Source organism: Ornithinibacter sp., assembly GCF_035443565.1.
Classification (GTDB): domain Bacteria; phylum Actinomycetota; class Actinomycetes; order Actinomycetales; family Dermatophilaceae; genus Fodinibacter.
The window spans coordinates 1-26,366 of sequence record NZ_DAORSO010000025.1 but is presented as its reverse complement, the minus strand read 5'-3'; the positions used below and the strand labels follow the sequence as shown (position 1 = coordinate 26,366).

Sequence of the window (26,366 nt, the reverse complement as noted above, 5' to 3'; positions counted from 1 at the left end):
TGCGACCCCCGCCCCGGGCGACCGACTTGCTGACGATCGAGCTGCTCGTGTTCGGAGCGGCGTGCACCATCTTGGAGCCGGCGTCCTGGTGCTGGCCCTCGCCGGCGAAGGCGATCGACAGCGTCTCACCGCGGGCGTGCTCGCCGAGGAGGAAGACGGCGGGGTACTTCATCGTGACCTTGGACCCGATGTTCCCGTCGATCCACTCCATGGTGGCGCCCTCGGCGCAGGTCGCACGCTTGGTAACGAGGTTGTAGACGTTGTTCGACCAGTTCTGGATGGTCGTGTAGCGCACGCGGGCGTTCTTCTTCACGACGATCTCGACGACGGCCGAGTGCAGGCTGTCGCTCTTGTAGATCGGCGCGGTGCAGCCCTCGACGTAGTGAACGTAGGAGCCCTCGTCGGCGATGATCAGGGTGCGCTCGAACTGGCCCATGTTCTCGGTGTTGATCCGGAAGTAGGCCTGCAGCGGGATGTCGACGTGCACGCCCGGCGGGACGTAGATGAACGAGCCACCCGACCAGACGGCGGTGTTGAGCGCGGCGAACTTGTTGTCGCCGGCGGGGATCACCGAGGTGAAGTACTCGCGGAAGAGGTCCTCGTGCTCGCGCAGGCCGGTGTCGGTGTCGACGAAGATGACGCCCTTCTCCTCCAGGTCCTCACGGATCTGGTGGTAGACGACCTCGCTCTCGTACTGGGCGGCGACACCGGCGACGAGGCGCTGCTTCTCGGCCTCGGGGATGCCGAGCCGGTCGTAGGTGTTCTTGATGTCCTCGGGCAGGTCCTCCCACGAGGTGGCCTGCTTCTCGGTGGACTTCACGAAGTACTTGATGTTCTGGAAGTCGATGCCGGTGAGGTCGCTGCCCCAGCTCGGCATGGGCTTCTTGCCGAACAGGCGCAGCGACTTCATCCGCAGGTCGAGCATCCACTGCGGCTCGGACTTGCGCGCCGAGATGTCGGCGACGACCTCTTCGCTGAGGCCACGACGGGCCGTCTCGCCCGCGGTGTCGGCGTCGGCCCAGCCGTACTCGTAGGTGCCGAGGCCCTTGAGACCGGGGTTGAGCTCTTCGATGTGGCTCGTCATGACGAGGCCCTCTCGCTGGTCGGGGTGGAGGTGGTCGGGGTTGGAACGAAGGTGGTGCAGACGTGGTCGCCGTGGGCGAGGGTCGCGAGTCGCTGGACGTGCACGCCGAGCAGGCGTGAGAACGCCTCGGTCTCGGCCTCGCAGAACTGCGGGAACTCGGCGGCGACGTGCTGGACGGGGCAGTGCCCCTGGCAGAGCTGGACCCCGGTGAGCGGGCCGTCCGCGGCTCCCACGGGACGAGCGGATGCCGCGAAGCCATCAGCGTTGAGGGCCTCGACGAGCGCGGTGGCGCGGGACGCGGAGTCATCCCCTGCGGTCGCGATGCGCTCGGCGTAGCGGTTCTCGAGGTCGGCGGCGCGGTGCTCGGCGAACGCCGTGACGGCATCCGGCCCGGCGGTGGCACCCAGGAAGCGCAGCGCCTCACCCGCCAGGTGGTCGTAGTCGCTGACCAGTGCCCGGTGGCCCCGGTCGGTGAGCACCCACTCCTTGGCGGGGCGGCCTCGACGCTTGGGGCCATTGGCCTCACGAGCCTCGAGGAGACCCTCGCCGTGCAGGGCGTCGACGTGGCGGCGCAGCGCGGTCTCGGTGAGACCCAGTCGGGCGACGAGGGCCGCGATGCTGACCGGCCCCTCCTGGCTCACGACACGAAGCACCCGGTCGCGGGTACGCGACTCGATGACCTGCGTCTCGGCATTAACCACACAGCAATGTTAGGTAATTACCGGAGATCCGTCCAAGGAAGGGTGGCCTAACCTTCGTCAAGGCCGTCGACGGCGGCTGCCTGGGCGCCGTCGACCTCGTCGTCCTCCTCGAGCGGGAGGAAGACGGACGGCATCCTCGTGCGCGGTGGCGCGATCGACTCCGCGCCGAGAAAGCGCTCGCGCAGGGGGGCGCTCAGCACGCCGAGCGGGGCGGTCAGGACGTAGCCGTACGCGACGACCACCGCGGTGAGGCCCGGTGCCAGGGCCAGCCCGACGAGGATGGCGACCACGACGGCCGCCGTGGTGAACCGAGCGCCCCGGGTCTGCGGTGCGAGCAGGTTGCGGAACGACCGGAAGCGCACGGTCATGACCATGAGCAGGGCCGGGACCACGCTCACGACGAGCGGGAACCAGGCACGCCACGGTCCTGAGCCGGGGCCCCAGTCCGGCGAGTCGAGCGCGAAGATCGTCGCCATGACGACGGCGGCGGCACCCGGTGACGGGAGCCCCACGAAGTACCGCTTGTCGGCAGCCGGGTCGATGGTCACGTTGAAGCGGGCCAGACGGAACGCGGCACAGGCCAGCCACAGGAACGCGACGAGCCACGCGAGGATCGGCCACTCGTCCAGGGCCCAGGTGTGGACGAGGATCGCGGGGGCGAGCCCGAAGGAGATGAGGTCAGCCAGCGAGTCGAGCTGGAGGCCGAACGGGGAGGTCGCCCCGATCAACCGGGCGACGTAGCCGTCGGCGATGTCCAGCACGATGGAGACACCGATGAGGGCGGCGGCGATGGTGAAGTGGCCACGGAAGGCGAGCAGCACCGAGGACAGCCCGCTCACCATGTTGAGTGTGGTGAACATCGACGGAGCCATCAGCCGGGCCCGCTCGCGCTTGGGCAGCTGCCGCAGCGACACCACCTGGGCGCCACTGGGAGACACCAGGCGCCAGCGGTCGAGGATGCGGCGCCGACCCCCTGCGGGAGTGCTCACGAGGTCACCGACGTCACTGTCGCCGGCCACCGGGCGATGACGGTCTCCCCCGCGATCACCCGGTCACCGGCGGTGACGAGCAGGTCGCACTCCGGCGGCACGAAGACGTCCATCCGCGACCCGAACTTCATCAGGCCGATCCGCTGGCCGGTGGCGATCTCGTCACCGACGGACACCCGAGTCACGACGCGACGCGCCATGAGGCCCACGATCTGGCGGAAGTGCACCCGACGGACCTGCCCGCCGACCTCGCGTTCCACGGTGATGTCGCTGCGCTCGTTGAGGTGGGCGCTCTCGTGCTTGTAGGCAGCCAGCCACTTGCCGAGGCGGAAGTCGACGGCGGTGACGCGTCCACCGTAGGGCGCCCGGTTGATGTGCACGTCGAAGGCCGACAGGAAGATGCTGATCTGCTGCCACTCCCCCTCGGGTGCCACGAGGTCCTGACCGGGCCCGACGTACATGACCTTGCCGTCAGCGGGCGACAGGACGTCGTCGACGGGTGCCGGGCGGTGATCCGGGGTTCGGTCGGGGTCACGGAAGAACGCCGCGATCGCCGCGGGGAGCACCGAGAGTCCGGCCGCCAGACCCCGACGGCCCGCGAGCAGCGCGACGACGGATGGGAGTGCGGCGATGGCTGTGGCGGGGGCGGCCTCCCGGTCGATGCGCGTCATGGGCCCCACCCTAGGATGTCTCGACATGGCCACCGCAGTCTCCGTCCGCGATCTGCGCAAGTCCTTCGGCGGGGTACGGGCCGTCGACGGCGCCACCTGGGGTGCGCGGGCCGGGCAGATCACCGCCGTCCTCGGCCCCAACGGTGCCGGCAAGACGACGACGATCGAATGTCTCGAAGGGCTGCAGCGCCCGGATGCCGGCACGGTGGAGGTCCTCGGCGTCGACCCGTGGGGGGCTGGGCCCCAGCACCGCGCCCGGGTCGGGGTCATGCTCCAGGAGGGCGGGCTGCCGACGACGAGCCGACCCGTGCCGCTGCTGCGCCACCTCGCGGCGCTCTACGCGGCGCCGGTCGACCCGGACGAGCTGGTCACCACGCTCGGCATCGACGCCTTCGCCCGCACCACGGTGCGGCGGATGTCCGGGGGGCAGCGGCAGCGCGTGGCCCTGGCGGCGGCGCTGCTCCCCCGGCCCGACGTGCTCTTCCTCGACGAACCCACCGCCGGCCTGGACCCGCACGCCCGGCTCGACGTCTGGGACCTCGTGCGCAGCGAGGCGGCACGCGGTGCCTGCGTCGTCGTCACCACCCACTCCTTCGAGGAGGCCGAGCGGCTCGCCGACCACGTCGTCATCCTCGCGGCGGGCACGGTCGTCGCGGACGGCCCGCTGGACCAGGTGCGCGCCGGTCGCACCCTCGAGGCCGTCTACTTCGAGCTCACCGCGCAGGCCACCCGATGAGCGCCGCGTCGACACCGGGAGCCGCGCCAGCCCGGGCCCGGATCCTGTCTCGGGCTGCGTTCGAGACCCGGATGCTGCTCGCCAACGGTGAGCAGCTGCTCGTGTCGCTGATCCTGCCCTCGCTCGCGCTCATCGGCCTGACCCTGTCATCGGTTCCCGATCTCGGACCGGGGGCCCGGTCCGACCTGGCCCTCGCCGGGGCCCTCGCCCTGTGCGTGGTCTCGACCGCCTTCACCGGTCAGGCGATCGGCACCGGGTTCGACCGGCGCGCCGGGGTCCTGCGGCTGCTGGGCACCACCCCCTTGGGCCGCAGTGGACTACTGGCCGCGAAGGCGCTGGCGGTGCTGTCGGTCCTCGGCGTCCAGGTCGTCGTGATCGGCGCGCTCGGTGTGGCCCTGGGGGCCCGCGCCCAGCCGGCGGGGCTGGTGCCCGCCGCGCTGACCCTCCTGCTGGGCAGCGCCTGCTTCGTCGCCCTGGCCCTGCTGCTCGCCGGCACGCTGCGCGCCGAAGCCGTCCTCGCGGTCGCCAACCTCGTCTGGGTCCTGCTGTTGGGGCTGGGACTGCTCGCTCCCACCGAGTCGCTTCCCGGCATCCTCGCTCCCGTGGCCGCGGCCCTGCCGTCAGGGGCCCTCGGCGACGCGATGCGCCTGGCGCTCGTCGACGGTGGGTGGCCGCTCGCCCAGTGGGCGGTGCTCGCGGTCTGGGGCGTCGGTGCTGCGGTGCTCGCGAGCCGGACCTTCCGGTGGTCGGACTGAGCCACCCGGCGCGTCGAAGCCTGCGGCCCGCGCCGTAGCCTTGACCCCGTGACCAGCACGAGCACGAGTTCGATGACCGGCAGCCCTCGCACCGACCAGGCCCTGCGGCCTGGTTCCCGGTGGCTCTCGCCGATCCTGCTGGCCAACCTCGTCGCCGAGGTCGCGATCGTCGTCACGGGCGGGCTGGTCCGGGTGACCGGCAGCGGCCTCGGGTGCCCGACCTGGCCGGAGTGCGTCGACGGGTCGATCACCCCGACCATCGAACAGGCCGAGGGCATCCACAAGTGGATCGAGTTCGGCAACCGCACCCTGACCGGGGTGCTCGGGCTGCTGGCCCTCGCGACCATCGTCGCCGTGTGGCGCTGGGCACCGCGGCGGGCCATGAAGGTGGCCGCCGTCACCGTCTTCGTCGGTGTCCTCGTCCAGGCCGTGCTCGGCGGGATCACGGTGCTGCTCGGGCTGCACCCGGCAACGGTTGCCGCCCACTTCCTCGTCTCCATGGGCCTGGTGGCGGCCGCGTCCTACCTGTGGTTCGCGCGGCACGAGTCCGGCACGGCCCCCGTGCCGCTCGTCCCGGCGCTGGTGACCCGCTTGGCCTGGGCCACCAGCGGGGTCGGCGTGCTCGTGCTGTTCCTCGGCACCCTCGTCACCGGGTCCGGGCCGCACTCCGGCGACGCGGACGAGCCCGCCCGGTTGGGGTTCGACCCGCGCACGATCTCGTGGTTGCACGCTGACGTCGTCATGCTCTTTGTCGGGCTCGTCGTCGCGACGTGGCTCACCGCCCGCCTCACGAGCAAGGATGCCGATCGCGGACCCGGGCGGGCCTGGTTCGCCGTCCTCGCGGTGAGCCTCGCGCAGGGTGTGGTCGGCTACGTGCAGTACTTCACCAACCTGCCCGAAGCCCTCGTCATCGCGCACATGCTCGGGGCGACGCTGCTCGTCGTGGCGCTGACCAACGGCATCCTCGCCCTGCGCCGCCGCTGACGTCGACCACACGGAGAACGTGAGGCCGCCCGCGACACAGGACTGTCGCGCGCCCCTACCGAGTTGAGGACGGACGCCTGATGGCGGGGTTGTCGGCTGGTGACGCGTGTATTGGCCCGTCCAGGGCGAACACCCTCGCCATTAGTGGTTCGCTCTATGCGCCGGAAGCTCTCGCGGATCTGCCGCTCCGAGCGCTTTCATCCTCTGAGGAGTGCGCACTCACCTGGCCGGGTGAGATACCAACTGCCGATGGCCGCGATGCCCGCTGCGGCGAGGACGAAGAAGTACGACGGGCCTGAGTCGCACGCAACCTCGTAACCGCCCCAAGCGCACGTCAGGGTCGACAGCCATCCGCAGTAGCCCGTCAGGACCATCGAGTAGTCCGATGGCGAGGAGTTTGGCCCCTCGTGACCAGACCCGCAGCGAACCGGCCGTCGTGGCTGCACCTCTCAACGAGTGCCAACCCAGATCACCGGGGTGAAGGTGCAATGGACCCCCGTCGTACTGCCACCCGCTGAGGACGTCGGCAACGTGCTCGAGATCCTCAACCCCCCCGGCGTGCTCATCGCGATCGTCACGTGTTGAGCCGACACCAGAACGGCCCCTGGTGCAACCGAGTATCTGTGGAAAGAAGTACTCGACCGGACCGGCGGGCGCGCTGGCGGGTCCGTCTCCCTCTCGAAGCCTTGGACGCGACGCTGCTCACCGGCGACCGAGGAATGCCGCTCCCGGCATCCGACATGTCGCTGTCGGCAGGGTGGCTCAGGACAGCGGGAAGTACAGCAGCGGGTCGACCGCGACCGCGAGGAACACCAGGGTCACGTACGTGATCGAGTAGTGGAAAAGCCGCATCGGCTTCAGGGCGGTCCCGGTGGCGCCGCCCCGGGCAGCGCGCAGCAGGCGGTGGGCCTCGGCGATGAACAGTGCGCCGGAGAGCACGGCCGTCACCACGTAGATCCAGCCCATGGGGGCGACCGGAACGAGGACGAGCGACGTCGCCACCATCACCCACGAGTAGGCGACGATCTGGCGGCCGACGGCCACCGGGCCGCGCTCCACGGGCAGCATCGGGACCCCGGCCGTGGAGTAGTCGTCGCGAAAGGCCATCGACAGCGGCCAGTAGTGCGGCGGGGTCCAGAAGAAGATCACGAGGAAGAGCACGACGGCGGGCCAGCCGACCGTGCCGGTGACCGCAGACCACCCGATGAGGGTCGGCATGCAGCCGGCGATGCCGCCCCACACGATGTTCTGCGACGTGCGGCGCTTGAGCAGGATCGTGTAGCCGACCGCGTAGAGCGCGATGGCGGCCAGTGACAGCAGCGCCGACAGGACGTTGACGACGAGGGCGAACCAGAGCGTCGAGATGACCGTCAGCGCGGCACCGAACAGCACCGCGTTGCGCGTCGTGATCGCGCCGGTGACCATCGGCCGGTTGCTCGTGCGGTGCATCAGCGCGTCGATGTCACGGTCGTACACCGAGTTGAAGGTGTTCGCCGCCCCGGCGCTGAGCGTGCCACCGACGAGGGTCGCGACCACGAGCCACACCGAGGGGACGCCTCGTTCGGCCAGGAACATCACCGGCACCGTGGTGACGAGCAGCAGCTCGATGATGCGCGGCTTGGTCAGCGCGACGTAGTTGGCCACCGTGGAGCGTCGCTCGAGCGGCGGCACCGACGGAGAGTCGGTCGTCGTCGGAATGGTCGCCACGTCGTCCTTCGAGCAGGTGCGGGAGGGTGTCCGGCGATTCTAGCCGTCCGCCCGTCAGCACGGAGAACCGCGGGCTGGCCCAGACACTAGGCTGGCCGACGACTCGACCTGTCGTGTGCACCGTCTTCTCGAAAGAGGCTCCTGTGACCAGCAAGCCCGCCAGCCGCACCTCGACCCCGACCGACGCCCGCAGCAGCGACCTCGCTGCCCCCGTGGCGAAGAAGGCGGGGTGGACCGACCTCGACGTCCGGGCCGTCGACACCGCCCGGCTGCTGGCCGCCGATGCCGTGCAGAAGGCTGGCAACGGACACCCGGGAACCGCGATGAGCCTGGCCCCGGCGGCGTACCTGCTCTACCAGAACGTCATGAACCACGACCCGTCCGATCCCGCGTGGCTGGGGCGTGACCGCTTCGTGCTCTCCTGCGGCCACTCCTCGCTCACCCAGTACGTCCAGCTGTTCCTGAGCGGCTACGGCCTGGAGCTCAAGGACCTCAAGGCGCTGCGCACGTGGGGGTCGCTGACCCCCGGCCACCCCGAGGTGCACCACACCAAGGGTGTCGAGATCACCACCGGCCCTCTCGGCTCCGGGCTGGCCTCGGCGGTCGGCATGGCCATGGCCCAGCGCCGCCAGCGCGGACTGTTCGACCCGGAGGCCAAGGCCGGCGAGAGCGTCTTCGACCACCACGTGTGGGTTCTCGCCTCCGACGGTGACCTCATGGAGGGGGTGGCTGCCGAGGCCTCGTCGCTCGCGGGCCACCAGCAGCTCGGCAACCTCACCGTCGTGTACGACGCGAACCAGATCTCCATCGAGGACGACACCGACATCTCGTTCAGCGAGGACGTCGCGATGCGGTTCGAGTCCTACGGCTGGGAGGTCATCGACGTCGACTGGCGCCGGAGTTCCGAGCCTGCTGGCACCGCCGACTACACCGAGGACATCGACGCCCTTCTCGCGGCGCTGACCAAGAGCCGCCGCTCGCGCACCAAGCCCACGCTCGTGCGCCTGCACACGGTCATCGCCTGGCCGGCACCCACTGTCCGCGGCACCGGCAAGTCCCACGGCTCGGCCCTCGGCGACGCCGAGATCGCCGCGACCAAGGAGCTCCTCGGGTTCGACCCGGCGAAGAGCTTCGAGGTCGACAGGGCGGTGCTCGCCCACGCACGGGAGGTCAAGAAGCGGGGCAAGGCCGTCCACAAGGAGTGGAACGCCCGGTTCACCGCGTGGCGCAAGGCCCAGCCCGAGCGCGCCGCCCTGCTGGCCAGGCTCGTCGACGGCGGCCTGCCGTCGGGCTTCGAGAAGTCGCTGCCCGTCTTCGACGCCGACCCCAAGGGGTTGGCGACGCGAGCGGCATCCGGCAAGGTCCTCGGGGCCCTGGCGGCAACCCTCCCCGAGCTGTGGGGCGGGTCGGCCGACCTCGCCGAGTCCAACAACACGACGATGGCCGGCGAACCCTCCTTCATCCCGGCCTCGCGCCAGACGCCGGCCTGGAAGGGCGGGCCCTACGGCCGCACCCTGCACTTCGGCATCCGCGAGAACGCCATGGGGATGATCCTCAACGGCATCGCCCTCGAGGGGCTGACCCGCCCGTACGGCGGCACCTTCCTCGTGTTCTCCGACTACATGCGCCCCGCCGTGCGTCTCGCGGCCATCCAGCAGCTTCCGGTGACCTTCGTGTGGACCCATGACTCGATCGGTCTGGGCGAGGACGGCCCGACCCACCAGCCGATCGAACACCTCGCCTCGCTGCGGGCCATGCCCGGGCTCGCCGTGGTCCGCCCCGCGGACGCCAACGAGACCGCCCAGGCGTGGGCGGAGATCCTGCGCCGCGGCACCCCCGCCGGTCTGGCCCTGTCGCGGCAGAACCTGCCGGTCATCGACCGCACCGAGCACGCGAAGGCCACCGGGGTCACCAAGGGCGCCTACGTCCTCATCGACGCGGCCTCCGGCTCCCCCGACGTCATCCTCGTCGCCACGGGTTCCGAGGTGTCACTGGCCGTCGCTGCGCGCCTGGAGCTGGAGAAGGCCGGGGTCGCGACCCGGGTCGTCTCCATGCCCTGCCGCGAGTGGTTCGAGGAGCAGGGCGCCGCCTACCGCAACAAGGTGCTGCCACCCTCGGTCCGGGCCCGGGTGAGCATCGAGGCCGGGGTGGCCCAGGGCTGGCGCGACGTGGTCGGCGACTCCGGCCGCTGCGTGAGCATCGAGCACTTCGGCGCCTCGGCGGATGCCGCCACCCTCTTCCGTGAGTTCGGCTTCACCCCCGAGGCCGTGGTCAAGGCGGCGAAGGACTCCCTCGCGGCCGCGCGCAAGGCTGGCCAGGTACCGGGCCTGACCGAGACCGCACCCCGGGCCCGCAAGGACACCGGCACCGACGTCGGCACCCCCAAGGCAGCCAGCCGCAAGAGCGCGGCCGGGAAGTGAGGTCGGCATGACGAGCGCCGCCGTCTCCGACCTCGCCGCCCACGGCGTCTCCGTCTGGCTGGACGACCTCTCCCGTGAACGCCTGAGCACGGGCAACCTCGCCGACCTCATCGAGCACGAGGGGGTCGTCGGGGTGACGACCAACCCGTCGATCTTCCAGGCAGCCCTGTCCGCGGGACACGCCTACGACGACCAGGTCCGCGAGCTGGCCCGGTCGGGCGCGAGCGTGGACCAGGCCGTCATGGCGCTCACGACCCAGGACGTGCGCGACGCCTGCGACGTGTTCGCCCCGATCTACCGGTCCTCGGGCGGCGTCGACGGCCGGGTGTCGATCGAGGTCGACCCGCGACTGGCGCACGACACCGCCGCGACGGTTGCGCAGGCGCTCGAGCTCGCCGCCGCGGTGGACCGCCCCAACGTCCTCATCAAGATCCCGGCCACGACCGAGGGGCTGCCTGCCATCAGTCAGGTCCTGGCCGCCGGGGTCAGTGTCAACGTCACGCTGATCTTCGCCCTGGACCGCTACCGGGGTGTCATGAACGCCGTCCTCACCGGCCTGGAGCAGGCTCGTGAGCACGGCCTCGACCTCTCGACGATCCACTCCGTCGCGTCGTTCTTCGTCTCGCGCGTCGACACCGAGATCGACGCCCGGCTCGACGCGCTCGGCACCGACGAGGCAGCCGCCCTGCGTGGCAAGGCCGCCGTGGCGAACGCCCGCCTCGCCTACCAGGCGTACGAGGAGGTCTTCTCGACGCCTCGTTGGGGCTCTCTCGAGGATGCCGGTGGGCACCGTCAGCGACCGCTGTGGGCCTCCACGGGCGTCAAGGACCCGGCGTACCCGGACACGCTGTACGTCACCGAACTCGTCGCCGCGGGCACCGTGAACACGATGCCCGAGAAGACGTTGAAGGCCGTGGCCGACCACGGCGAGGTCACCGGCGACACGGTGACCCACCACTACGCCGAAGCGGCCGAGGTGCTCGACAGCCTCGAACGGCTCGGCATCTCCTACACCGAGGTCACCACCCGGCTCGAGCGCGACGGTGTCGCGAAGTTCGAGGCCGCGTGGGACGAACTGCTCACGGGAGTCACCCGAGAGCTGGAAAGGGCACAGTCATGAGCACCCTCGAGGTCACCGCGACCGGCGCAGCCGCTGACGCCGTCACGACGCACGTCCCCACGCTGGTCCAGGACCGGGTCGCGAGCCGGATCTTCGCCAAGGACCACACCCTGTGGGGGCCGGCCGCCGAGGAGGAGTCGGCCAAGCGCCTCAACTGGACGGGCCTTCCCCGGACATCACGCCACCTCATCGGCGAGGTCGCCGCCCTGCGCGAAGAGCTCTCCCAGCTCGGCTACGACCGCGTGGTCCTGTGCGGGATGGGCGGCTCGTCGCTGGCCCCCGAGGTCATCTGCGCCACGGCCGGTGTGCCCATCGACGTCCTCGACTCCTCCGACCCGGACGTCGTGCGGGCCGCGCTCACCGACCTGGACCGCACCGTCGTCGTCGTGTCGAGCAAGTCGGGGTCGACCGTCGAGACCGACAGCCAGCGGCGCGCCTTCGAGCAGGCCTTCCGCGACGCCGGTCTGGACCCGACCGCCCGCATGGTCATCGTCACCGACCCCGGCAGCCCGCTCGACGCCGACGCCCGCGCAGCCGGCTTCCGGGTGGTCAACGCCGATCCTCAGGTCGGTGGCCGCTACTCGGCACTGACTGCGTTCGGGCTCGTCCCGAGCGCCCTGGCAGGCGCCGACGTCGAGGCCCTGCTCGACGACGCCGAGGCCGTCTCCGACCTCCTCGCCGCCGATGACGACGCCAACCCCGCGCTGCGCCTGGCTGCGGCGATGGCCGGCACCCAGCCGCTGCGCGACAAACTCGTCCTCGTCGACGACGGCACCGAGAACGTCGGTTTCGGCGCCTGGGCCGAGCAGCTCATCGCCGAGTCCACCGGCAAGGACGGCACCGGCATCCTGCCGGTCGTCGCCATCGGTTCCGCCCCGGCGACGCTCTACGCCGACGGCACGGTGGTTCGCCTCGTCGCCACGGACTCCGACTCCGACGGCGACCAGGACACCGCGGATGCCGGGGAGTCGGCGTCGTCGGCCGCCTCGCTCGTCACGGTGGCCGGCCCCCTCGGCGCCCAGATCATGCTCTGGGAGACCGCGACGGCCGTGGCCGGGCGCCTGCTCGACATCAGCCCCTTCGACCAGCCTGACGTCGAGAGCGCCAAGGCCGCCGCTCGCGAGTTGCTCGACGCCGGCATCGGCGCCGGTGTCGAGCCGGCCTTCACCGACGGGGCGGTCGAGGTCACCGCACTCGGTGGCGACTGGCTCGGGGACGCCAGCACGGTCGACGCCGCCGTCGACACCCTGCTCGGCCTGCTGGACGACCAGCAGGGCTACATCGCCGTCATGGCCTACCTCGACCGGCTCGGTGACGCCGATCTCGAACTGGTTGCCCGTGACCTGTTCGACCGCACGGGGCGCCCGGCCACCTTCGGCTGGGGGCCGCGGTTCCTGCACTCCACGGGGCAGTACCACAAGGGTGGGCCCTCGACGGGGGTCTACCTCCAGGTGACGACGGCACCGGTGCAGGACCTCGAGGTGCCCGGGCGCGAGTTCACCTTCGGTGAGTTCATCGCCGCGCAGGCCGGCGGCGACGCCGCGGTGCTGGCGGAGCACGGGCGGCCGGTCCTGCGCCTGCACCTCACCGCACACGACGAGGGCCTCGAGCAGGTCCGGGCAGCGCTGAGCCGGGGCCGCGCATGAGCCCGGCCCGGGTGACGGCATCCGAGAACCCGCTGCGCGATCCCCGCGACAAGCGGCTCCCGCGCATCGCCGGGCCGTGTTCGATGGTGCTGTTCGGCGTGACGGGTGACCTCGCCCGCAAGAAGCTCATGCCGGCGATCTACGACCTGGCCAACCGCGGGCTGCTGCCACCCGGGTTCTCCCTCGTCGGGTTCGCCCGCCGCGACTGGGCCGACCAGGACTTCGGCAAGATCGTCTACGAGGCGGTTCGGGAACGAGCCCGCACCCCGTTTCGTGAAGAGGTCTGGCGCACCCTCGCCGAAGGGCTGCGCTTCGTGCCCGGCACGTTCGACGACGACGCGGCCTTCGACCTGCTCGCGCAGACCGTCGCCGAGCTGGACGAGCGACGCGGGACCAGCGGCAACCACGCCTTCTACCTGTCCATCCCCCCGTCGTTCTTCTCCACCGTCTGCCAGCAGCTCGAGCGGTCGGGGTTGGCCTCGTCCAACGGGGACGCCTGGCGGCGGGTGGTCATCGAGAAGCCGTTCGGGCACGACCTCGCGTCGGCGCGCAAGCTCAACACCATCGTCGAGAACGTCTTCCCCGCCGACTCGGTGTTCCGCATCGACCACTACCTGGGCAAGGAGACGGTCCAGAACCTGCTGGCCCTGCGCTTCGCCAACCAGATGTTCGAGCCCGTCTGGAACGCCAACTACGTCGACCACGTGCAGATCACCATGGCCGAGGACATCGGCATCGGTGGTCGGGCCGGGTACTACGACGGCATCGGCGCCGCCCGTGACGTCATCCAGAACCACCTGCTCCAGCTGCTGGCGCTGACCGCGATGGAGGAGCCGGCATCCTTCGACGCCCACGGTCTGCGCCTCGAGAAGGAGAAGGTCCTGGCCGCCGTGCGCATCCCCGCAGACCTGTCCACGGGCACCGCCCGGGGGCAGTACGCCGCCGGGTGGCAGGGCGGCGAGGAGGTGGTCGGTTACCTCGAGGAGTCCGGAGTCGCCAAGGGCTCGGGCACCGAGACGTACGCGGCCATCCGCCTCGACGTCGCCACCCGTCGTTGGGCCGGGGTCCCGTTCTACCTGCGCACGGGCAAGCGACTGGGCAAGCGGGTCACCGAGATCGCGGTGGTCTTCAAGAAGGCGCCCCACCTGCCGTTCACGGACACGGCCACCGAGGAGCTCGGGCAGAACGCCATCGTCATCCGCGTGCAGCCCGACGAGGGCGTGACCCTGCGCTTCGGCGCCAAGGTGCCCGGCGCGCAGATGGAGGTGCGCGACGTGACGATGGACTTCGGTTACGGCCGGGCCTTCACCGAGTCGTCGCCGGAGGCGTACGAGCGCCTCATCCTCGACGTCCTGCTCGGCGAGCCCCCGCTCTTCCCCCGCCACGAAGAGGTCGAGCTGTCCTGGCAGATCCTCGACCCCATCGAGAAGTACTGGGCCACGAAGGGTCGCGCCCCGGAGCAGTACCCCGCCGGCACGTGGGGCCCCGCCAGCGCCGATGCCATGATGCAGCGCGACGGACGAGAGTGGAGGCTGCCGTGATCGTCGACCTGCCCGACACGACCACCGCCGCCATCTCGGCGCGACTGGTCCGGCTGCGCGCCGACACCGGGTCGATGGCGCTCTCGCGGGTGCTGACCCTGCTCGTCGTCGTCGACGAGGCCCACGCGGACGCAGCGATCGAGACCGCGAACGACGCCAGCCGCCAACACCCCTGTCGGATCATCGTCGTCATCGCGGGCAGCAAACGTGGTGCCGCACGGCTCGACGGGCAGATCAGGGTGGGTGGGGATGCCGGGGCCTCCGAGGTCGTGGTCCTTCGCCTCTTCGGTCGACTGGCCTCCCACGGCCGGGCAGTCGTGACCCCACTGCTCCTCGCCGACTCCCCCATCGTCGCGTGGTGGCCGGCCAACGGTCCCCACGAACCGTCCAAGGACCCGATCGGCATGATGGCCCAGCGCCGCGTCACCGACGCCGCCCGGTCCAGCACCACGTCCCGAACGGTCCTGCGCCGCCTGTCCGACGGGTACGCGGCCGGCGACAGCGACCTCGCCTGGTCGAGGATCACCTTGTGGCGCGGCCTGCTCACCGCAGCCCTGGACCAGCCACCCTACGAGCCCGTCACGAGCGCGGTCGTCGTCGCTGCGGGTGACTCCCCCTCGGGTGACCTCCTCGCCGGGTGGCTCGCCGCCCGCCTCAAGTGCCCCGTGTCCATCGCCCGCGCCCGTTCCGGAAGCGGCATCGTCTCGGTCCGGCTGGAACGCGCCAGCGGGTCCATCGACCTCGTGCGGCCGGTCGACGGCAACACCGCGACGCTGGCCCAGCCCGGCCAGCCGGTACGAACCCTGGCGCTGGCACACCGCGGCGACGCGGAGTGCCTCGCCGACGAGCTGCGTCGCCTCGACCCCGACGAGGTCTACCACGACGCCCTCGTCAAGGGACTGCGCAAGTGCACCGTGTCGCGCCAGACCGCCAGCGAGGCCGTGCGCTCGGGGCGGGCGCCCTCGGTCGCCGAGGCCGAGCGCACCGCACAGCGCCTCCGAAGGGCAGCGCGGGCGAGCAGCCGAAGTGCCATGGTCGAGGCCGCCCCGATGCCGCCGAAGGTCGACGACCCGGAGGTCGTCAAGCAGGCCGCCAAGGACAAGCTCGCCGAGGTCAAGGATCGTCGATCGTGATTGTTCCCACCAGCGACCTGGAAGGTTGAGACGATGGGCCTGTTCGACCGACTGCGCGGCCGCGACGCCGACACCACCCCCGACGACTCGGCCCCGAGCGCTGACGACGTCAACGCCGATGACTCCGGCGTCGAGGCCCTCGAGGAGATCGGCATCCGGCGACTCACGGCAGAGGACGAGGCACGGCTGGAGCAGGCGCGAGCCGGCTACGCCGCCCACGGCATCGAGCCGAGCGACCTCCAGAGCATCGCCGCGGCCTACGACCGGGCGGTCGAGGCTGACGACGGCGCCATCGCGTCCGCGGACGTCGTCACCCTCATCAGCACGGCCATCGGTGACCACCTCGTGGCTGCTGCCGGTCACCGTTGGGTGGTCAGTACCGACCCCTTCGGAACCGACCTCGCCGTCGAACCGCCGCGCCACGGCATCCCCGTCGTGACGCGCACGATGGTCGCCGTGCGCTGGATGGGGCGGGAGCGTGGCTGGATCCCCGGCGTCGTCGGACACCTGGCCCGCGCCGGCCGCGGCTGACCGCTCCTGCTGGAGCAGTCGCTGCTACTGAATCAGGCCGCGGTCTCGCAGCGAGCCCAGGGCCTCGTCGAGGATCGCCTCGCCGTCGACGTCGGAGCGCCGTTCCTTCACATAGGCCAGGTGCGTCTTGTAGGGCTCGACCTTCATCGGTGCCGGCGGGTTGTCCTGGTCGCGCCCGGCGGGGAACCCGCAGCGCGGGCAGTCCCACTGCTCGGGGATGACCAGACCCGGCTCCTGCGAGAAGCTCGGTCGGGTCTCGTGCCCCTTGGAGCACCAGAAGGAGACGTGCACCCGAGGGGCGACCTCTCCGCGCTCGGCCTCACCCATGGGGCCCGCACCGACGCGCGAACCACGAATCGCGTTTCCACCTGCCATGACTGCTCCCTGACCTAGACGGCGAAGCGTTCGAGGACGCCCAGACCCACGACACAGGTGAACCACACGAGGGCCACCCCGATGGTGATCCGGTCGAGGTTGCGCTCGGCGACCGACGACCCACCGAGCGAGCTGGACATGCCACCACCGAACATGTCGGACATGCCACCGCCCTTGCCCTTGTGCATCAGGATGAGCAGGGTCAAGAACAGGCCACCGAGGACCAGGAGTACCTGGAGGCCGATGCGAACCGCATCCACGTGAGAGTCCTTCGTGCGAGATCGGGGGGACAACCGCTCAAGGATAACCGCTGAAGGCGGCGACCCCGGTCAGGGGGACGTCAGGCCGTGGCGAGGTGGTCCCGGAAGCGGCAGATCGCGGCGAACTCGGCCGGGTCGATCGAGGCCCCGCCGACGAGGGCGCCGTCGACGTCCTCCTTGGCCATGATGGCCGCCACGTTGCTCGACTTCACCGAACCGCCGTAGAGAACCCGGATGCCGTCCGCCACGTCTCCGCTGTAGAGCTCGGCGAGCTTGGTACGGATCGCCGCGCAGACCTCCTGCGCGTCCTCGGGGGTCGCCACCTCGCCGGTGCCGATCGCCCAGATGGGCTCGTAGGCGACGACGATGCTGCGGGCGTCCTCGACGGACAGGCCGTCCAGCCCGGCCTCGACCTGCGCGAGCACGTGCTCGACGTGGGTGCCGGCTTGACGGATCTCCAGGCCCTCGCCGCAGCAGAAGATCGGCGTGATGCCGTGCCGATAAGCGGCCTTGACCTTCGCGTTGACCACGGAGTCGTCCTCGTGGTGGTACTCGCGACGCTCACTGTGCCCGACCGCGACGTAGGAGCAGCCCAGCTTGGCGAGGAACGCGCCGCTAATCTCACCGGTGTAGGCCCCGGCGTCGTGCACCGAGAGGTCCTGCGCGCCGAACTTCAGCTCGAGCCGGTCACCGTCGATGAGGGTCTGCACGCTGCGCAGGTCGGTGAACGGCGGCAGCACCGCGACCTCGACCACGCCGAAGTCGTGCTTGCCGTCCTTGAGCGTCCAGTCGAGCTTCTGCACGAGGTGCGTGGCCTGGAGGTGGTCCAGGTTCATCTTCCAGTTGCCCGCGAGCAGGGGGGTGCGGCCGGAGGTCATGCGTCAGTGCTCCTTCGTGAGGATGGCGATACCGGGCAGTTCCTTGCCCTCGAGGTACTCGAGGGAGGCGCCACCACCGGTGGAGATGTGTCCGAACTGGGCGTCCTCGAAGCCGAGCTGGCGCACCGCGGCTGCGGAGTCGCCACCGCCGACCACGGTGAGGGCACCCTGGGCCGTCACGTCGACCAGCGCCTGCGCGAGGCGGCGCGTGCCCTCGGCGAACGGGGCCATCTCGAAGGCGCCCATGGGCCCGTTCCAGAAGACCGTGCGCGTGTCGGCGAGCTTCTCGGCATACAGCTGCGCCGAGGCCGGGCCGATGTCCAGGCCCATCATGTCGGCGGGGATGGCGTCGGCGGCCACGGTGACGGTCTCGGTGTCGGCGGAGAACTCGCGACCGCAGATGACGTCGACGGGCAGCACGATCTCGACGCCGGTCTCCTCCGCACGACGCAGGTAGTCACGACACGCGTCGACGCTGTCGGCGTCGAACAGGCTCTTGCCGATCTCGTGGCCCTGGGCCGCGAGGAAGGTGAAGAGCATGCCGCCCCCGATGAGGAGGCGATCCGCGGTGTTCATGAGGTTGTCGATGACGGCGAGCTTGTCGGCGACCTTGGCCCCACCGAGCACGACGGCATACGGGCGCTCGGGGTCGACGGTCAGGCGCTTGAGGACGTCGACCTCGGTGGCGACGAGGCCACCCATGGCGGACGGCAGTCGCGTGGCGATGTCGTAGACCGATGCCTGCTTGCGGTGCACGACCCCGAAACCATCGGAGACGTAGGCGTCGGCCAGGGCGGCGAGGGCGTCGGCGAACTCGGCACGCTCCTCGTCGACCTTGGCGGTCTCCCCCGCGTTGAACCGCAGGTTCTCGAGCAGGGCGACGTCGCCGTCCCCCAGCGCGTCGACGGTCGCGCGCGCGCTCTCGCCGACGGTGTCGGTGGCGAAGGCCACCGGGCGTCCGAGCAGGTCGGAGAGCCGCCCGACGACGGGCGCCAGGGAGTACTTGTCCTCCGGGGCACCCTTGGGCCGACCGAGGTGGGCGCACACGATGACGCGTGCGCCCGCCTCGGCCAGGGCGGAGATGGTCGGGACCGAGGCCCGGATGCGGCCGTCGTCCGTGATCGTCGTGCCGTCGAGCGGCACGTTGAGGTCGGAGCGGACGAGGACGCGCTTGCCGCGCACGTCGCCCAACGACGAGAGGTCACCCATGATCGACTCGGCCCCGCGTTCTCAGAGGCTCTTGCCGACGAGGAGCGTCAGGTCGATGAGGCGGTTGGAGTAGCCCCACTCGTTGTCGTACCAGCCGACGACCTTGACCTGGGTGCCGATGACCTTGGTCAGACCGGAGTCGAAGATGCACGAGCTCGGGTCGGTGACGATGTCGGCGGAGACGATCGGGTCCTCGGTGTACTTCAGGAAGCCCTTGAGCGGACCCTCGGCAGCAGCCTTGACGATCGCGTTGACCTCTTCGACGGTGGTCTCGCGGCCGGCCTCGAAGGTGAGGTCGGTGGCCGAGCCGGTCGGGGTGGGCACGCGCAGGGCGTAGCCGTCGAGCTTGCCCTTCAGCTCGGGCATGACCAGGCCGATGGCCTTGGCGGCACCCGTGCTCGTCGGGATGATCGACAGCGCGGCGGCGCGGGCGCGGCGCATGTCGCGGTGCGGGCCGTCGAGCAGGTTCTGGTCGGAGGTGTAGGCGTGCACCGTGGTCATCAGGCCCTTGACGATGCCGAGCTCGTCGGACAGCGGCTTGGCCATGGGGGCCAGGCAGTTCGTCGTGCAGGACGCGTTGGAGATGACGTGGTGGTTGGCCGGGTCGTAGTCCTGGTGGTTGACACCCATGACGAACGTGGCGTCCTCGTTGGAGGCCGGCGCCGAGATGATGACCTTCTTGGCACCACCGTCGATGTGGGCGTGCGCCTTGGTGGCGTCGGTGAAGAAGCCGGTCGACTCGATGACGATGTCAGCGCCCACGTCGCCCCAGGCGATGTCGGCGGGGTTCTTCTCGGCGAAGATCTTGATCGTCTTGTCGCCGACCGTGATCGAGTCCTCGGTCGAGGAGACGTCGTCGGCGAGCACACCGAGCACCGAGTCGTACTTGAGCAGGTGCGCGATGGCCTTGTTGTCCATCAGGTCGTTGGCGGCGACGATCTCGATGTCGGCGCCGGAGGCCTGGACAGCCCGGAAGAAGTTGCGGCCGATGCGGCCGAAGCCGTTGATCCCTACGCGAACGGTCACGGTATGTGCTGCCTTCCACTCATCGAATGGTGCCGCCGATGAGCGGCACTCAGGGGTTTCGTCACTAACCCTAGACCCACCTCGGATGCCGTTGCTCGGCGTCCGGAGTACGGGCGAGTAACCGCTTGCGCATGAGACGACTCAGGCGTCGAGCATGTCCGGGGTGAGCCCGGCCTCGGTGTTCGGGATGCCGTCGTCGGCCGCTCGCTTGTCGGCCATGGCGAGCAGTCGCCGGATGCGGCCGGCGACGGCGTCCTTGGTCATCGGCGGCCTCGCGAGCTGGCCGAGTTCCTCGAGCGAGGCCTCCTTGTGAGCCAGGCGCAGCTCCCCCGCCTCGCGCAGGTGGTCGGGGATGTCGGCACCGAGGATCTCCAGGGCCCGCTCGACCCGAGCTCCGGCAGCCACGGCGGCCCGAGCCGACCGTCGCAGGTTGGCGTCGTCGAAGTTGGCCAGGCGGTTGGCCGTGGCCCGCACCTCGCGCCGAATGCGTCGCTCCTCCCAGGCGAGCACGGCGTCGTGGGCACCGAGCCGGGTGAGCATCGCGCCGATCGCGTCACCGTCGCGGATGACGACGCGGTCGACTCCGCGCACCTCGCGGGCCTTGGCGGAGATGCCGAGCCGGCGCGCGGCGCCGACGAGGGCCAGGGCCGCCTCGGGCCCCGGGCAGGTGACCTCCATCGCGGAGGAACGACCGGGTTCGGTGAGCGACCCGTGCGCGAGGAACGCGCCCCGCCACGCCGCCTCCGCGTCACACACCGATCCGCTGACGACCTTCGGTGGCAGCCCGCGCACCGGGCGGCCACGACCGTCGATGAGGCCGGTCTGGCGCGCCAGCGACTCGCCGTCGTTGACCACGCGCACGACGTACCGGCTGCCCTTGCGCAGCCCCCCGGCGGCCAGGACGAGCACCTCGGGGGTGTGGCCGTAGACCTCGCTGAGCTCACGCCGCAGGCGGCGGGCCGCATTGGCCGTGTCGAGCTCGGCCTCGACGACGATGCGCCCCCCGATGATGTGCAGCCCCCCGGCAAACCTCAACGTCGCGGCCACCTCGGCCTTGCGACAGCACGGCTTGGTCACGACGTGTCTGCTCAGTTCGTCCTTCACCTTTGCAGTCATCGCCATGGCGGTCATCCTGCCACGCGTCACCGAGCGGGTCGTGGCGTAGTGACGATGTCCCTCACGGCCGCCGCGAAGCGCAGCGGATCGTGTTCGCCGGCCCGGTCACGGCGTCCGACGGGTGCCACGAACAACGTGGCACCGAGCCGGGCGCACGCCGCCTCCAGCTGCTCGGGGTCGTCGACGACGGCCGGGTCGGCCAGCACGACGTCCAGGTGAAGGTTCGGTGCGAGCTCGGCGAAGGTCTCGAGGTGGCGTTCCGCACTGAAGCCGGCCGTCTCGCCCGAGCCGGGGTCGAGGTTGAGGATCAGCAGGCGGCGGGCCCGGGTCACCTCGAGCGCCTCGCGGACCTCGGGGACGAGGAGGTGCGTCATGACCGACGTGAACCAGGAGCCGGGCCCGAGGACGACCCAGTCGGCACTGCGGATCGCCGCCACCGACTCAGGACACCCAGGAGGCGCCGCCGGCACGAGCCGCACCCGCTCGACCGTTCCCGGGGTCACCGCGACCTGGGCCTGTCCTCTCACCACCTGCACGGCCTCCGGGTGAGCCGGGTCGAGCCCGCTCACATCTGCCTCGATCGCCAACGGGACCGCCGCCATCGGCAGCACCCGCCCCTGGGCCTGGAGGAGCCGGCCGACGAGGTCGAGCCCGGCGACCGGGTCGTCGTGCAGCTCCCACAGCGCGACGATGAGAAGGTTGCCCAGAGCGTGCCCGCCGAGCGGCCCGTCGCCCGCGAACCGGTGCTGCAGGACGTCCCGCCACGTGTGCCCCCACTCGCTCTCGGCACACAGGGCGGCCAGTGCCATCCGCAGGTCTCCCGGGGGGAGCACCCCGAACTCGTCACGCAGTCGCCCGCTCGAGCCGCCGTCGTCAGCGACGGTGACGATGGCGGTGATCTCGTCGGTCACGTATCGCAGCGCCGTCAGGGTCGCGGCCAGTCCGTGCCCTCCGCCGAGGGCAGCGACGACGGGGCCGGTCACTCGCGCCCCAGGTCACGGTGGACGACGAAGGTCGCCACCTGGTCCGTCGTGAGTCGTGCCGCGATCGCCTGGGTCATCGCCACGGAGCGGTGTTTGCCACCGGTGCAGCCGATCCCGATCGTCGCGTAGCGACGACCCTCCGCGAGGTACCCGGCGGTGACCGGGCCCATCAGCTGCACCACGGCATCCACGAACTCCTGCGCGCCGTCCTGGGCCATGACCCAGTCGGCGACCGGTTCGTCGACTCCGGTCAAGGCCTTCAGCTCGGGCACCCAGAAGGGGTTGGGCAGGAACCGCATGTCGAACACGAAGTCGGCGTCGAGCGGGACGCCGTACTTGAAACCGAAGGACATCAGCGCCAGCCGCAGGCTCGGGCCGCTCTCGACCCCCAGCAGAGGCGTGAGCTTGCGACCGAGCTGGTGGATGTTCAGGCCTGAGGTGTCGATGACGACCTGGGCCTCGGCCCGCAGGTCGCGCAACATCTCGCGCTCGGCCTGGATGCCGTCGAGCAGCCGACCCTCTCCCTGGAGCGGGTGGGGGCGGCGCACGCTCTCGAACCGGCGCACGAGCGCCTCGTCGGTGGCGTCGAGGAAGATCAGGTGAGGGCGCCAACCGGCATCCCGCAACGCCGCGAGCCCCGCGTGCAGCTCGGAGTGGAAGGCCCTGGCCCGGACGTCGACGACCGCGGCGATCTGCAGGTCGGTGCCGCTGTCATTGCGCACCCGGCCCGCGAGCTCGGCCATCGACGACAGCAACTGCGGTGGCAGGTTGTCGACGATGAACCAGCCGCGGTCCTCGATGACGTTGGCCGCCGTCGAGCGCCCGGCCCCACTCATCCCCGTGACGATGAGGAAGTCGTTTGCCGCAGGGACACCTCCCGAGGGCAGGACTGCTGCGCCGTCAGGCTGCTCGTGGTCCGGGGTCACGGCTCGTTCCCTTCGTCGACGACCTCTCCGGTCGCGAGGTTCACTGCGGGCATGGTGTCCGCGGAGGCCAACTGTGCCGCAATCACGGCTGCCAGCGCAGGCCCGATTCCGGGAACCTCGGCCAGCTCGTCGACCGACGCCGCGGAGATCCGCTTGACCGAGCCGAACGCCTTGAGCAGCGCCTTGCGCCGCTTCTCCCCCAGACCGGGGATGCCGTCGAGCCGGCTCGCCGTCATGGCCTTGGACCGCCGTTGGCGGTGGAAGGTCACGGCGAAGCGGTGCGCCTCGTCACGCAGCCGCTGCAGCAGGTAGAGGCCCTCGCTGGACCGCGCGAGCACCAGGGGGTGATCCTCCCCCGGGATCCAGACCTCCTCGAGGCGCTTGGCGAGGCCAACCACGGCGACGTCCTGGGCACCCGCGTCGGCGAGGGCGCGGGCGGCGGCGTTGACCTGGGGCAGGCCACCGTCGACGACCACGAGGTTTGGCCGGTAGGCGAACCTGGCCGGGCGGGCTGCACCCGCGTCCGTGTCGTCCTGGCTGCCGTCAGCCGCGGCGGCGGCCTCGTCGTCCTCCCGACGCCCGCGCCGAAAACGGCGGGTGAGCACCTCGTGCATCGCTGCGGTGTCGTCGGTGGCCCCGGTCTCGTCGCCGCGCACGATGAAGCGGCGGTACTCGGACTTGCGGGGCAGCCCGTCCTCGAAGACGACCATGGAGCCGACCACCTGGGTGCCCTGTACGTGGCTGATGTCGAAGCACTCGATGCGCAGGGGTGCGTCGTCCAACCCCAGTGAGTCCTGGATCTGCTGGAGTGCCTGGCTGCGGGTGGTGAGGTCACCAGCCCTGGCCACCTTGTGTCGCGCCAGGCTCTGCGTCGCGTTGCGGGCCACCGTCTCCATGAGCGTGCGCTTGTCGCCACGCTGCGGAACGCGCAGGTCGACCCGGCTCCCCCGCAAGCCCGACAGCCAGTCGGCCAGGGCAGGCGCGTCGTCCGGCAGGACGGGAACGAGCACCTCACGGGGAACGGCCTCACCGGCCTCCGAGCCGTAGACCCGCTGAAGCAGGTGCTCGACGACCTCGGGGGTCGACTCGGCATCGCGCTCGGCGACCCAGCCCCGCTGCCCGCGCACGCGCCCTCCCCGCACGTGGAAGAGCTGCACGGCAACCTCCAACTCGTCCTCGGCGAGGGCGAACACGTCGGCATCCGTCGCGTCGGGCAACACCACGGCCGACTTCTCCAGGACCCGCTCCAGCGCGCCGATGTCGTCGCGCAGGCGGGCGGCGCGCTCGAAGTCCAGCTCGGCCGCGGCATCCTTCATCTCGCGGGTGAGGCGAGTGACGAAGCGGCCGGTCTCGCCTGCCATGAAGTCGCAGAAGTCCTCGGCGATCTCACGGTGGCGCTGGGCGTCGACCCGCCCCACACACGGTGCGCTGCACTTGTCGATGTACCCGAGCAGGCAGGGACGACCCACCTGACTGGCCCGCTTGAACACCCCGGACGAGCACGTGCGCACGGGAAACACGCGCAGGGCGAGATCGAGGGTCTCGCGGATGGCCCACGCGTGGGCGTACGGGCCGAAGTACCGGGTGCCCTTGCGCTTGGCCCCCCGCAGCACCTGGGCGCGGGGGAACTCCTCCCCCATGGTCACCGCCAGGTAGGGGTATGACTTGTCGTCCCGGTAGCGGACGTTGAACCGCGGGTCGAACTCCTTGATCCACGCGTACTCGAGCTGGAGGGCTTCGACCTCGGTGGAGACCACCGTCCACTCCACGCTGGCGCCGGTGCGCACCATGGTGGCCGTGCGGTGGTGCAGAGCGGAGACGTCCTGGAAGTAGGACGACAACCGCGGGCGCAGGCTCTTGGCCTTGCCGACGTAGATGACGCGACCGTCGCGATCGCGGAACCGGTAGACCCCCGGCTCGGTGGGGATCTCGCCGGGCCGCGGGCGGTACGTCGACGGGTCGGCCACGCGCCAACCCTATGTCGGCGGGCCGACAGCCTTCACGAGACGGTGATGCCGTCCGCGCCCACGGTGACGCCCTTGGTCGGCAGGCCCGAGGTGGCCGGGCCCTTCGTGACCGCGCCGGTCGCGATGTCGAAGGCACTGCCGTGGCACGGGCAGGTGATCTGTCCGCCCTCGACGGCGTTCACCGTGCACCCCTGGTGTGGGCACACGGCCGAGAACGCCTTGAAGTCACCGGCTGTCGGCTGCGTGACGACGACCTTGAGCTTGTCGAGGATGACACCGCCCCCGACGGGGATCGATGCGGCAGCGATGGCGTCGCCCGCGACGGAGGCTGCCGCCGACGCCGCAGCGGAGGCTGCGGAGGACGCGGCAGCACCGACGGCCTCGCCCGAACCACATGCGGCGAGGCCGGCCGCGCCGGCGACGACGACTCCCGCGGCGAGCAGGCTCTCGCGTCGCGACGTGCAGCCGCACCGCGCGGCTGAGGGGTCAGGGTGCGGACCCGCCGGGGCCGAGGTGTCGTGGTGGTCGCTCGATCGCGTGGTGCTCATGGTGGTCCTCCGACTCGTCGACGAAGCGCGCCCGTGCAGTGGACGCGACGGCTGCTGCAGTATCACCATGGAACCTGACAGAACGGTGTGAGAACGACGCCGTCGTGTGACTGCAGCGGTTGCGGGTTTGGTCAACCTCAGATAACAAGTCGGCACCAGACTGCACGCAATGCTGGGTCGAGGGGTGCGCGTGTGGTTACAGTTCGCTTGCTCGCCAGACGCGCGCAGGAGCTACCCGCTCATCTCACTCAGTTATCCCAGGAGGAAACGTGCCCCAGCGTTCCGTGGTCGCCGTTGGCGCCTCGCTGCTCGTGGCTTCGCTCGCGCTTGCCGGTTGTGGCTCGCGCAGTGACGACACCGAAGGGACCGACACCGGTTCCGCAGAGAACAAGGTCGCCAAGATCGGCGTCATCGCTCCCCTGTCCGGCGACCTCGCCGCACTCGGCAAGGGCATCCAGAACTCCGTGGACCTCGCGATCCGTCAGGCCAACGAGGCCAAGACGATCCCGGGCTGGACCCTCGAGCTCGCTGCCGAGGACGACCAGGCCACCCCCGACGTCGGCAAGAACGCCGCGACGAAGCTCGCCGCTGACAAGGACGTCGTGGGCGTCGTCGGCACGCTGAACTCCAGCGTCGCGCAGAGCGTCCAGCCGGTTCTCGCCGCCGCCAACATCGTTCAGGTCTCGCCGGCCAACACGAACCCCTCCCTGACCCAGGGTGCGGACTTCGCGACGGCCCCCAAGCGCACCTACCCGACGTACTTCCGTACCTGCACGACCGACTCGGTCCAGGGCCCCTTCGCGGCGCGCTACCTGTTCGAGACGGCCGGCATCAAGGAGGTCGCGACGGTCCACGACAAGAAGACCTATGGTCAGGGTCTCGTCGAGGCCTTCACCGCGGAGTTCGAGAAGCTCGGCGGCAAGATCGTCGCAGCCGAGACGATCAACCCGGACGACGACAAGTACGACGCCGTCATCAGCAAGATCAAGCCGTCCAACCCGAAGACCGTCTACTACGGTGGCGAGTACCCGCAGGCCGGTCCGTTCTCGCAGCAGATGAA

General features: G+C 70.7%; 25 protein-coding genes. 10 read left to right on the top strand and 15 right to left on the bottom strand.

Going from position 1 to position 26,366, the window contains the following annotated elements; translation table 11 throughout:
* The 4 genes from sufB to PLL68_RS04840 all read right to left on the bottom strand — a co-directional run.
* The coding region (gene sufB, locus PLL68_RS04855; RefSeq protein WP_324532169.1) for a Fe-S cluster assembly protein SufB at nt 1-1,084 on the bottom strand (1,084 nt) is incomplete at its 3' end.
* Nucleotides 1,081-1,785, bottom strand: coding sequence for a helix-turn-helix transcriptional regulator (locus PLL68_RS04850; protein ID WP_324532167.1), 705 nt, complete (start codon nt 1,783-1,785; stop codon nt 1,081-1,083). The genes PLL68_RS04850 and sufB, both read right to left, overlap by 4 nt.
* A 47-nt stretch (nt 1,786-1,832) precedes the next feature.
* Nucleotides 1,833-2,804, bottom strand: coding sequence for a CDP-diacylglycerol--serine O-phosphatidyltransferase (gene pssA / locus PLL68_RS04845; protein ID WP_324532165.1), 972 nt, complete (start codon nt 2,802-2,804; stop codon nt 1,833-1,835).
* Nucleotides 2,771-3,445, bottom strand: coding sequence for a phosphatidylserine decarboxylase (locus PLL68_RS04840; protein ID WP_324532163.1), 675 nt, complete (start codon nt 3,443-3,445; stop codon nt 2,771-2,773). The genes pssA and PLL68_RS04840 overlap by 34 nt, the downstream gene beginning before the upstream one ends.
* A gap of 25 nt (nt 3,446-3,470) precedes the next feature.
* On the opposite strand from PLL68_RS04840, the gene PLL68_RS04835 reads away from it, so the two are divergent.
* The 3 genes from PLL68_RS04835 to PLL68_RS04825 are packed head-to-tail and all read left to right on the top strand — an operon-like array spanning nt 3,471 to nt 5,920.
* Nucleotides 3,471-4,181 carry an ABC transporter ATP-binding protein gene (locus PLL68_RS04835; RefSeq protein WP_324532161.1) on the top strand — a complete coding sequence of 237 codons (711 nt, stop codon included), beginning with the start codon at nt 3,471-3,473 and terminating at the stop codon, nt 4,179-4,181.
* Nucleotides 4,178-4,936, top strand: coding sequence for an ABC transporter permease (locus tag PLL68_RS04830; protein WP_324532160.1), 759 nt, complete (start codon nt 4,178-4,180; stop codon nt 4,934-4,936). Before PLL68_RS04835 ends, PLL68_RS04830 begins: the two co-directional genes overlap by 4 nt.
* Nucleotides 4,937-4,984: 48 nt before the next feature.
* The gene (locus tag PLL68_RS04825; RefSeq protein ID WP_324532158.1) at nt 4,985-5,920 is read left to right on the top strand and encodes a COX15/CtaA family protein; all 936 of its coding nucleotides are present in this window, start codon (nt 4,985-4,987) and stop codon (nt 5,918-5,920) included.
* Between the two features lie 762 nt (nt 5,921-6,682).
* On the opposite strand, the gene PLL68_RS04820 is transcribed toward PLL68_RS04825, so the two are convergent.
* Nucleotides 6,683-7,618, bottom strand: coding sequence for a heme o synthase (locus tag PLL68_RS04820; protein ID WP_324532172.1), 936 nt, complete (start codon nt 7,616-7,618; stop codon nt 6,683-6,685).
* A gap of 152 nt (nt 7,619-7,770) precedes the next feature.
* On the opposite strand from PLL68_RS04820, the gene tkt reads away from it, so the two are divergent.
* Genes tkt through PLL68_RS04790 form a run of 6 tightly spaced genes read left to right on the top strand, consistent with a single transcriptional unit; the run spans nt 7,771 to nt 16,018 of the window.
* Nucleotides 7,771-10,047, top strand: coding sequence for a transketolase (gene tkt, locus PLL68_RS04815; RefSeq protein WP_324532156.1), 2,277 nt, complete (start codon nt 7,771-7,773; stop codon nt 10,045-10,047).
* A gap of 7 nt (nt 10,048-10,054) precedes the next feature.
* A complete protein-coding gene (gene tal, locus PLL68_RS04810) occupies nt 10,055-11,167 on the top strand; it encodes a transaldolase (protein WP_324532155.1) in 1,113 nt (370 codons plus the stop codon).
* Nucleotides 11,164-12,813 (top strand): glucose-6-phosphate isomerase, encoded by a 1,650-nt coding sequence (locus PLL68_RS04805; protein ID WP_324532153.1) that lies wholly within the window; start codon nt 11,164-11,166, stop codon nt 12,811-12,813. Before tal ends, PLL68_RS04805 begins: the two co-directional genes overlap by 4 nt.
* Nucleotides 12,810-14,354, top strand: coding sequence for a glucose-6-phosphate dehydrogenase (gene zwf, locus PLL68_RS04800; protein ID WP_324532151.1), 1,545 nt, complete (start codon nt 12,810-12,812; stop codon nt 14,352-14,354). Before PLL68_RS04805 ends, zwf begins: the two co-directional genes overlap by 4 nt.
* On the top strand, nt 14,351-15,487 hold the full coding sequence (locus PLL68_RS04795) for a glucose-6-phosphate dehydrogenase assembly protein OpcA (RefSeq protein WP_324532149.1): 1,137 nt from the start codon (nt 14,351-14,353) through the stop codon (nt 15,485-15,487). The genes zwf and PLL68_RS04795 overlap by 4 nt, the downstream gene beginning before the upstream one ends.
* Nucleotides 15,488-15,520: 33 nt before the next feature.
* A complete protein-coding gene (locus PLL68_RS04790; RefSeq protein WP_324532147.1) occupies nt 15,521-16,018 on the top strand; it encodes a DUF3806 domain-containing protein in 498 nt (165 codons plus the stop codon).
* 24 nt (nt 16,019-16,042) lie between these two features.
* Here the strand turns inward: PLL68_RS04790 and PLL68_RS04785 are convergent, their stop codons facing one another.
* From PLL68_RS04785 to PLL68_RS04740, 10 genes are all read right to left on the bottom strand, one after another.
* On the bottom strand, nt 16,043-16,393 hold the full coding sequence (locus PLL68_RS04785) for an RNA polymerase-binding protein RbpA (protein ID WP_324532145.1): 351 nt from the start codon (nt 16,391-16,393) through the stop codon (nt 16,043-16,045).
* Nucleotides 16,394-16,407: 14 nt separating this feature from the next.
* Nucleotides 16,408-16,653, bottom strand: a complete 246-nt coding sequence (gene secG, locus PLL68_RS04780) for a preprotein translocase subunit SecG (RefSeq protein WP_324532143.1) — start codon at nt 16,651-16,653, stop codon at nt 16,408-16,410.
* Nucleotides 16,654-16,733: 80 nt separating this feature from the next.
* Nucleotides 16,734-17,531 (bottom strand): triose-phosphate isomerase, encoded by a 798-nt coding sequence (gene tpiA, locus PLL68_RS04775; protein ID WP_324532141.1) that lies wholly within the window; start codon nt 17,529-17,531, stop codon nt 16,734-16,736.
* Between the two features lie 3 nt (nt 17,532-17,534).
* Nucleotides 17,535-18,740, bottom strand: a complete 1,206-nt coding sequence (locus PLL68_RS04770) for a phosphoglycerate kinase (RefSeq protein WP_324532139.1) — start codon at nt 18,738-18,740, stop codon at nt 17,535-17,537.
* Nucleotides 18,741-18,761: 21 nt separating this feature from the next.
* Nucleotides 18,762-19,766, bottom strand: coding sequence for a type I glyceraldehyde-3-phosphate dehydrogenase (gene gap / locus PLL68_RS04765; protein ID WP_159899097.1), 1,005 nt, complete (start codon nt 19,764-19,766; stop codon nt 18,762-18,764).
* Nucleotides 19,767-19,907: 141 nt separating this feature from the next.
* Entirely contained in the window at nt 19,908-20,888 is a 981-nt protein-coding gene (whiA, locus tag PLL68_RS04760) for a DNA-binding protein WhiA (protein ID WP_324532136.1), read from the bottom strand.
* A gap of 20 nt (nt 20,889-20,908) precedes the next feature.
* On the bottom strand, nt 20,909-21,865 hold the full coding sequence (locus PLL68_RS04755) for a gluconeogenesis factor YvcK family protein (protein ID WP_324532134.1): 957 nt from the start codon (nt 21,863-21,865) through the stop codon (nt 20,909-20,911).
* A complete protein-coding gene (gene rapZ / locus PLL68_RS04750; RefSeq protein WP_502910668.1) occupies nt 21,862-22,791 on the bottom strand; it encodes an RNase adapter RapZ in 930 nt (309 codons plus the stop codon). Before rapZ ends, PLL68_RS04755 begins: the two co-directional genes overlap by 4 nt.
* Entirely contained in the window at nt 22,788-24,758 is a 1,971-nt protein-coding gene (gene uvrC / locus PLL68_RS04745; protein ID WP_324532133.1) for an excinuclease ABC subunit UvrC, read from the bottom strand. The genes rapZ and uvrC overlap by 4 nt, the downstream gene beginning before the upstream one ends.
* Before the next feature lie 32 nt (nt 24,759-24,790).
* Nucleotides 24,791-25,306, bottom strand: coding sequence for a Rieske (2Fe-2S) protein (locus PLL68_RS04740; RefSeq protein ID WP_324532131.1), 516 nt, complete (start codon nt 25,304-25,306; stop codon nt 24,791-24,793).
* Nucleotides 25,307-25,575: 269 nt separating this feature from the next.
* Between PLL68_RS04740 and PLL68_RS04735 the strand changes: the two genes are divergently transcribed.
* On the top strand, nt 25,576-26,366 hold a 791-nt coding region (locus PLL68_RS04735; RefSeq protein ID WP_324532129.1), incomplete at its 3' end, for a branched-chain amino acid ABC transporter substrate-binding protein.

What these genes read in the sequence shown, in the direction of transcription:
- PLL68_RS04785 (WP_324532145.1), bottom strand. Translation starts at nt 16,393, where the DNA reads ATGGCAGGTGGAAACGCGATTCGTGGTTCGCGCGTCGGTGCGGGCCCC.
- PLL68_RS04740 (WP_324532131.1), bottom strand. Translation starts at nt 25,306, where the DNA reads ATGAGCACCACGCGATCGAGCGACCACCACGACACCTCGGCCCCGGCG.
- PLL68_RS04770 (WP_324532139.1), bottom strand. Translation starts at nt 18,740, where the DNA reads ATGGGTGACCTCTCGTCGTTGGGCGACGTGCGCGGCAAGCGCGTCCTC.
- PLL68_RS04840 (WP_324532163.1), bottom strand. Translation starts at nt 3,445, where the DNA reads ATGACGCGCATCGACCGGGAGGCCGCCCCCGCCACAGCCATCGCCGCA.
- tpiA (WP_324532141.1), bottom strand. Translation starts at nt 17,531, where the DNA reads ATGACCTCCGGCCGCACCCCCCTGCTCGCGGGCAACTGGAAGATGAAC.
- PLL68_RS04835 (WP_324532161.1), top strand. Translation starts at nt 3,471, where the DNA reads ATGGCCACCGCAGTCTCCGTCCGCGATCTGCGCAAGTCCTTCGGCGGG.
- PLL68_RS04805 (WP_324532153.1), top strand. Translation starts at nt 11,164, where the DNA reads ATGAGCACCCTCGAGGTCACCGCGACCGGCGCAGCCGCTGACGCCGTC.
- zwf (WP_324532151.1), top strand. Translation starts at nt 12,810, where the DNA reads ATGAGCCCGGCCCGGGTGACGGCATCCGAGAACCCGCTGCGCGATCCC.
- whiA (WP_324532136.1), bottom strand. Translation starts at nt 20,888, where the DNA reads ATGGCGATGACTGCAAAGGTGAAGGACGAACTGAGCAGACACGTCGTG.
- tal (WP_324532155.1), top strand. Translation starts at nt 10,055, where the DNA reads ATGACGAGCGCCGCCGTCTCCGACCTCGCCGCCCACGGCGTCTCCGTC.
- PLL68_RS04830 (WP_324532160.1), top strand. Translation starts at nt 4,178, where the DNA reads ATGAGCGCCGCGTCGACACCGGGAGCCGCGCCAGCCCGGGCCCGGATC.
- PLL68_RS04790 (WP_324532147.1), top strand. Translation starts at nt 15,521, where the DNA reads ATGGGCCTGTTCGACCGACTGCGCGGCCGCGACGCCGACACCACCCCC.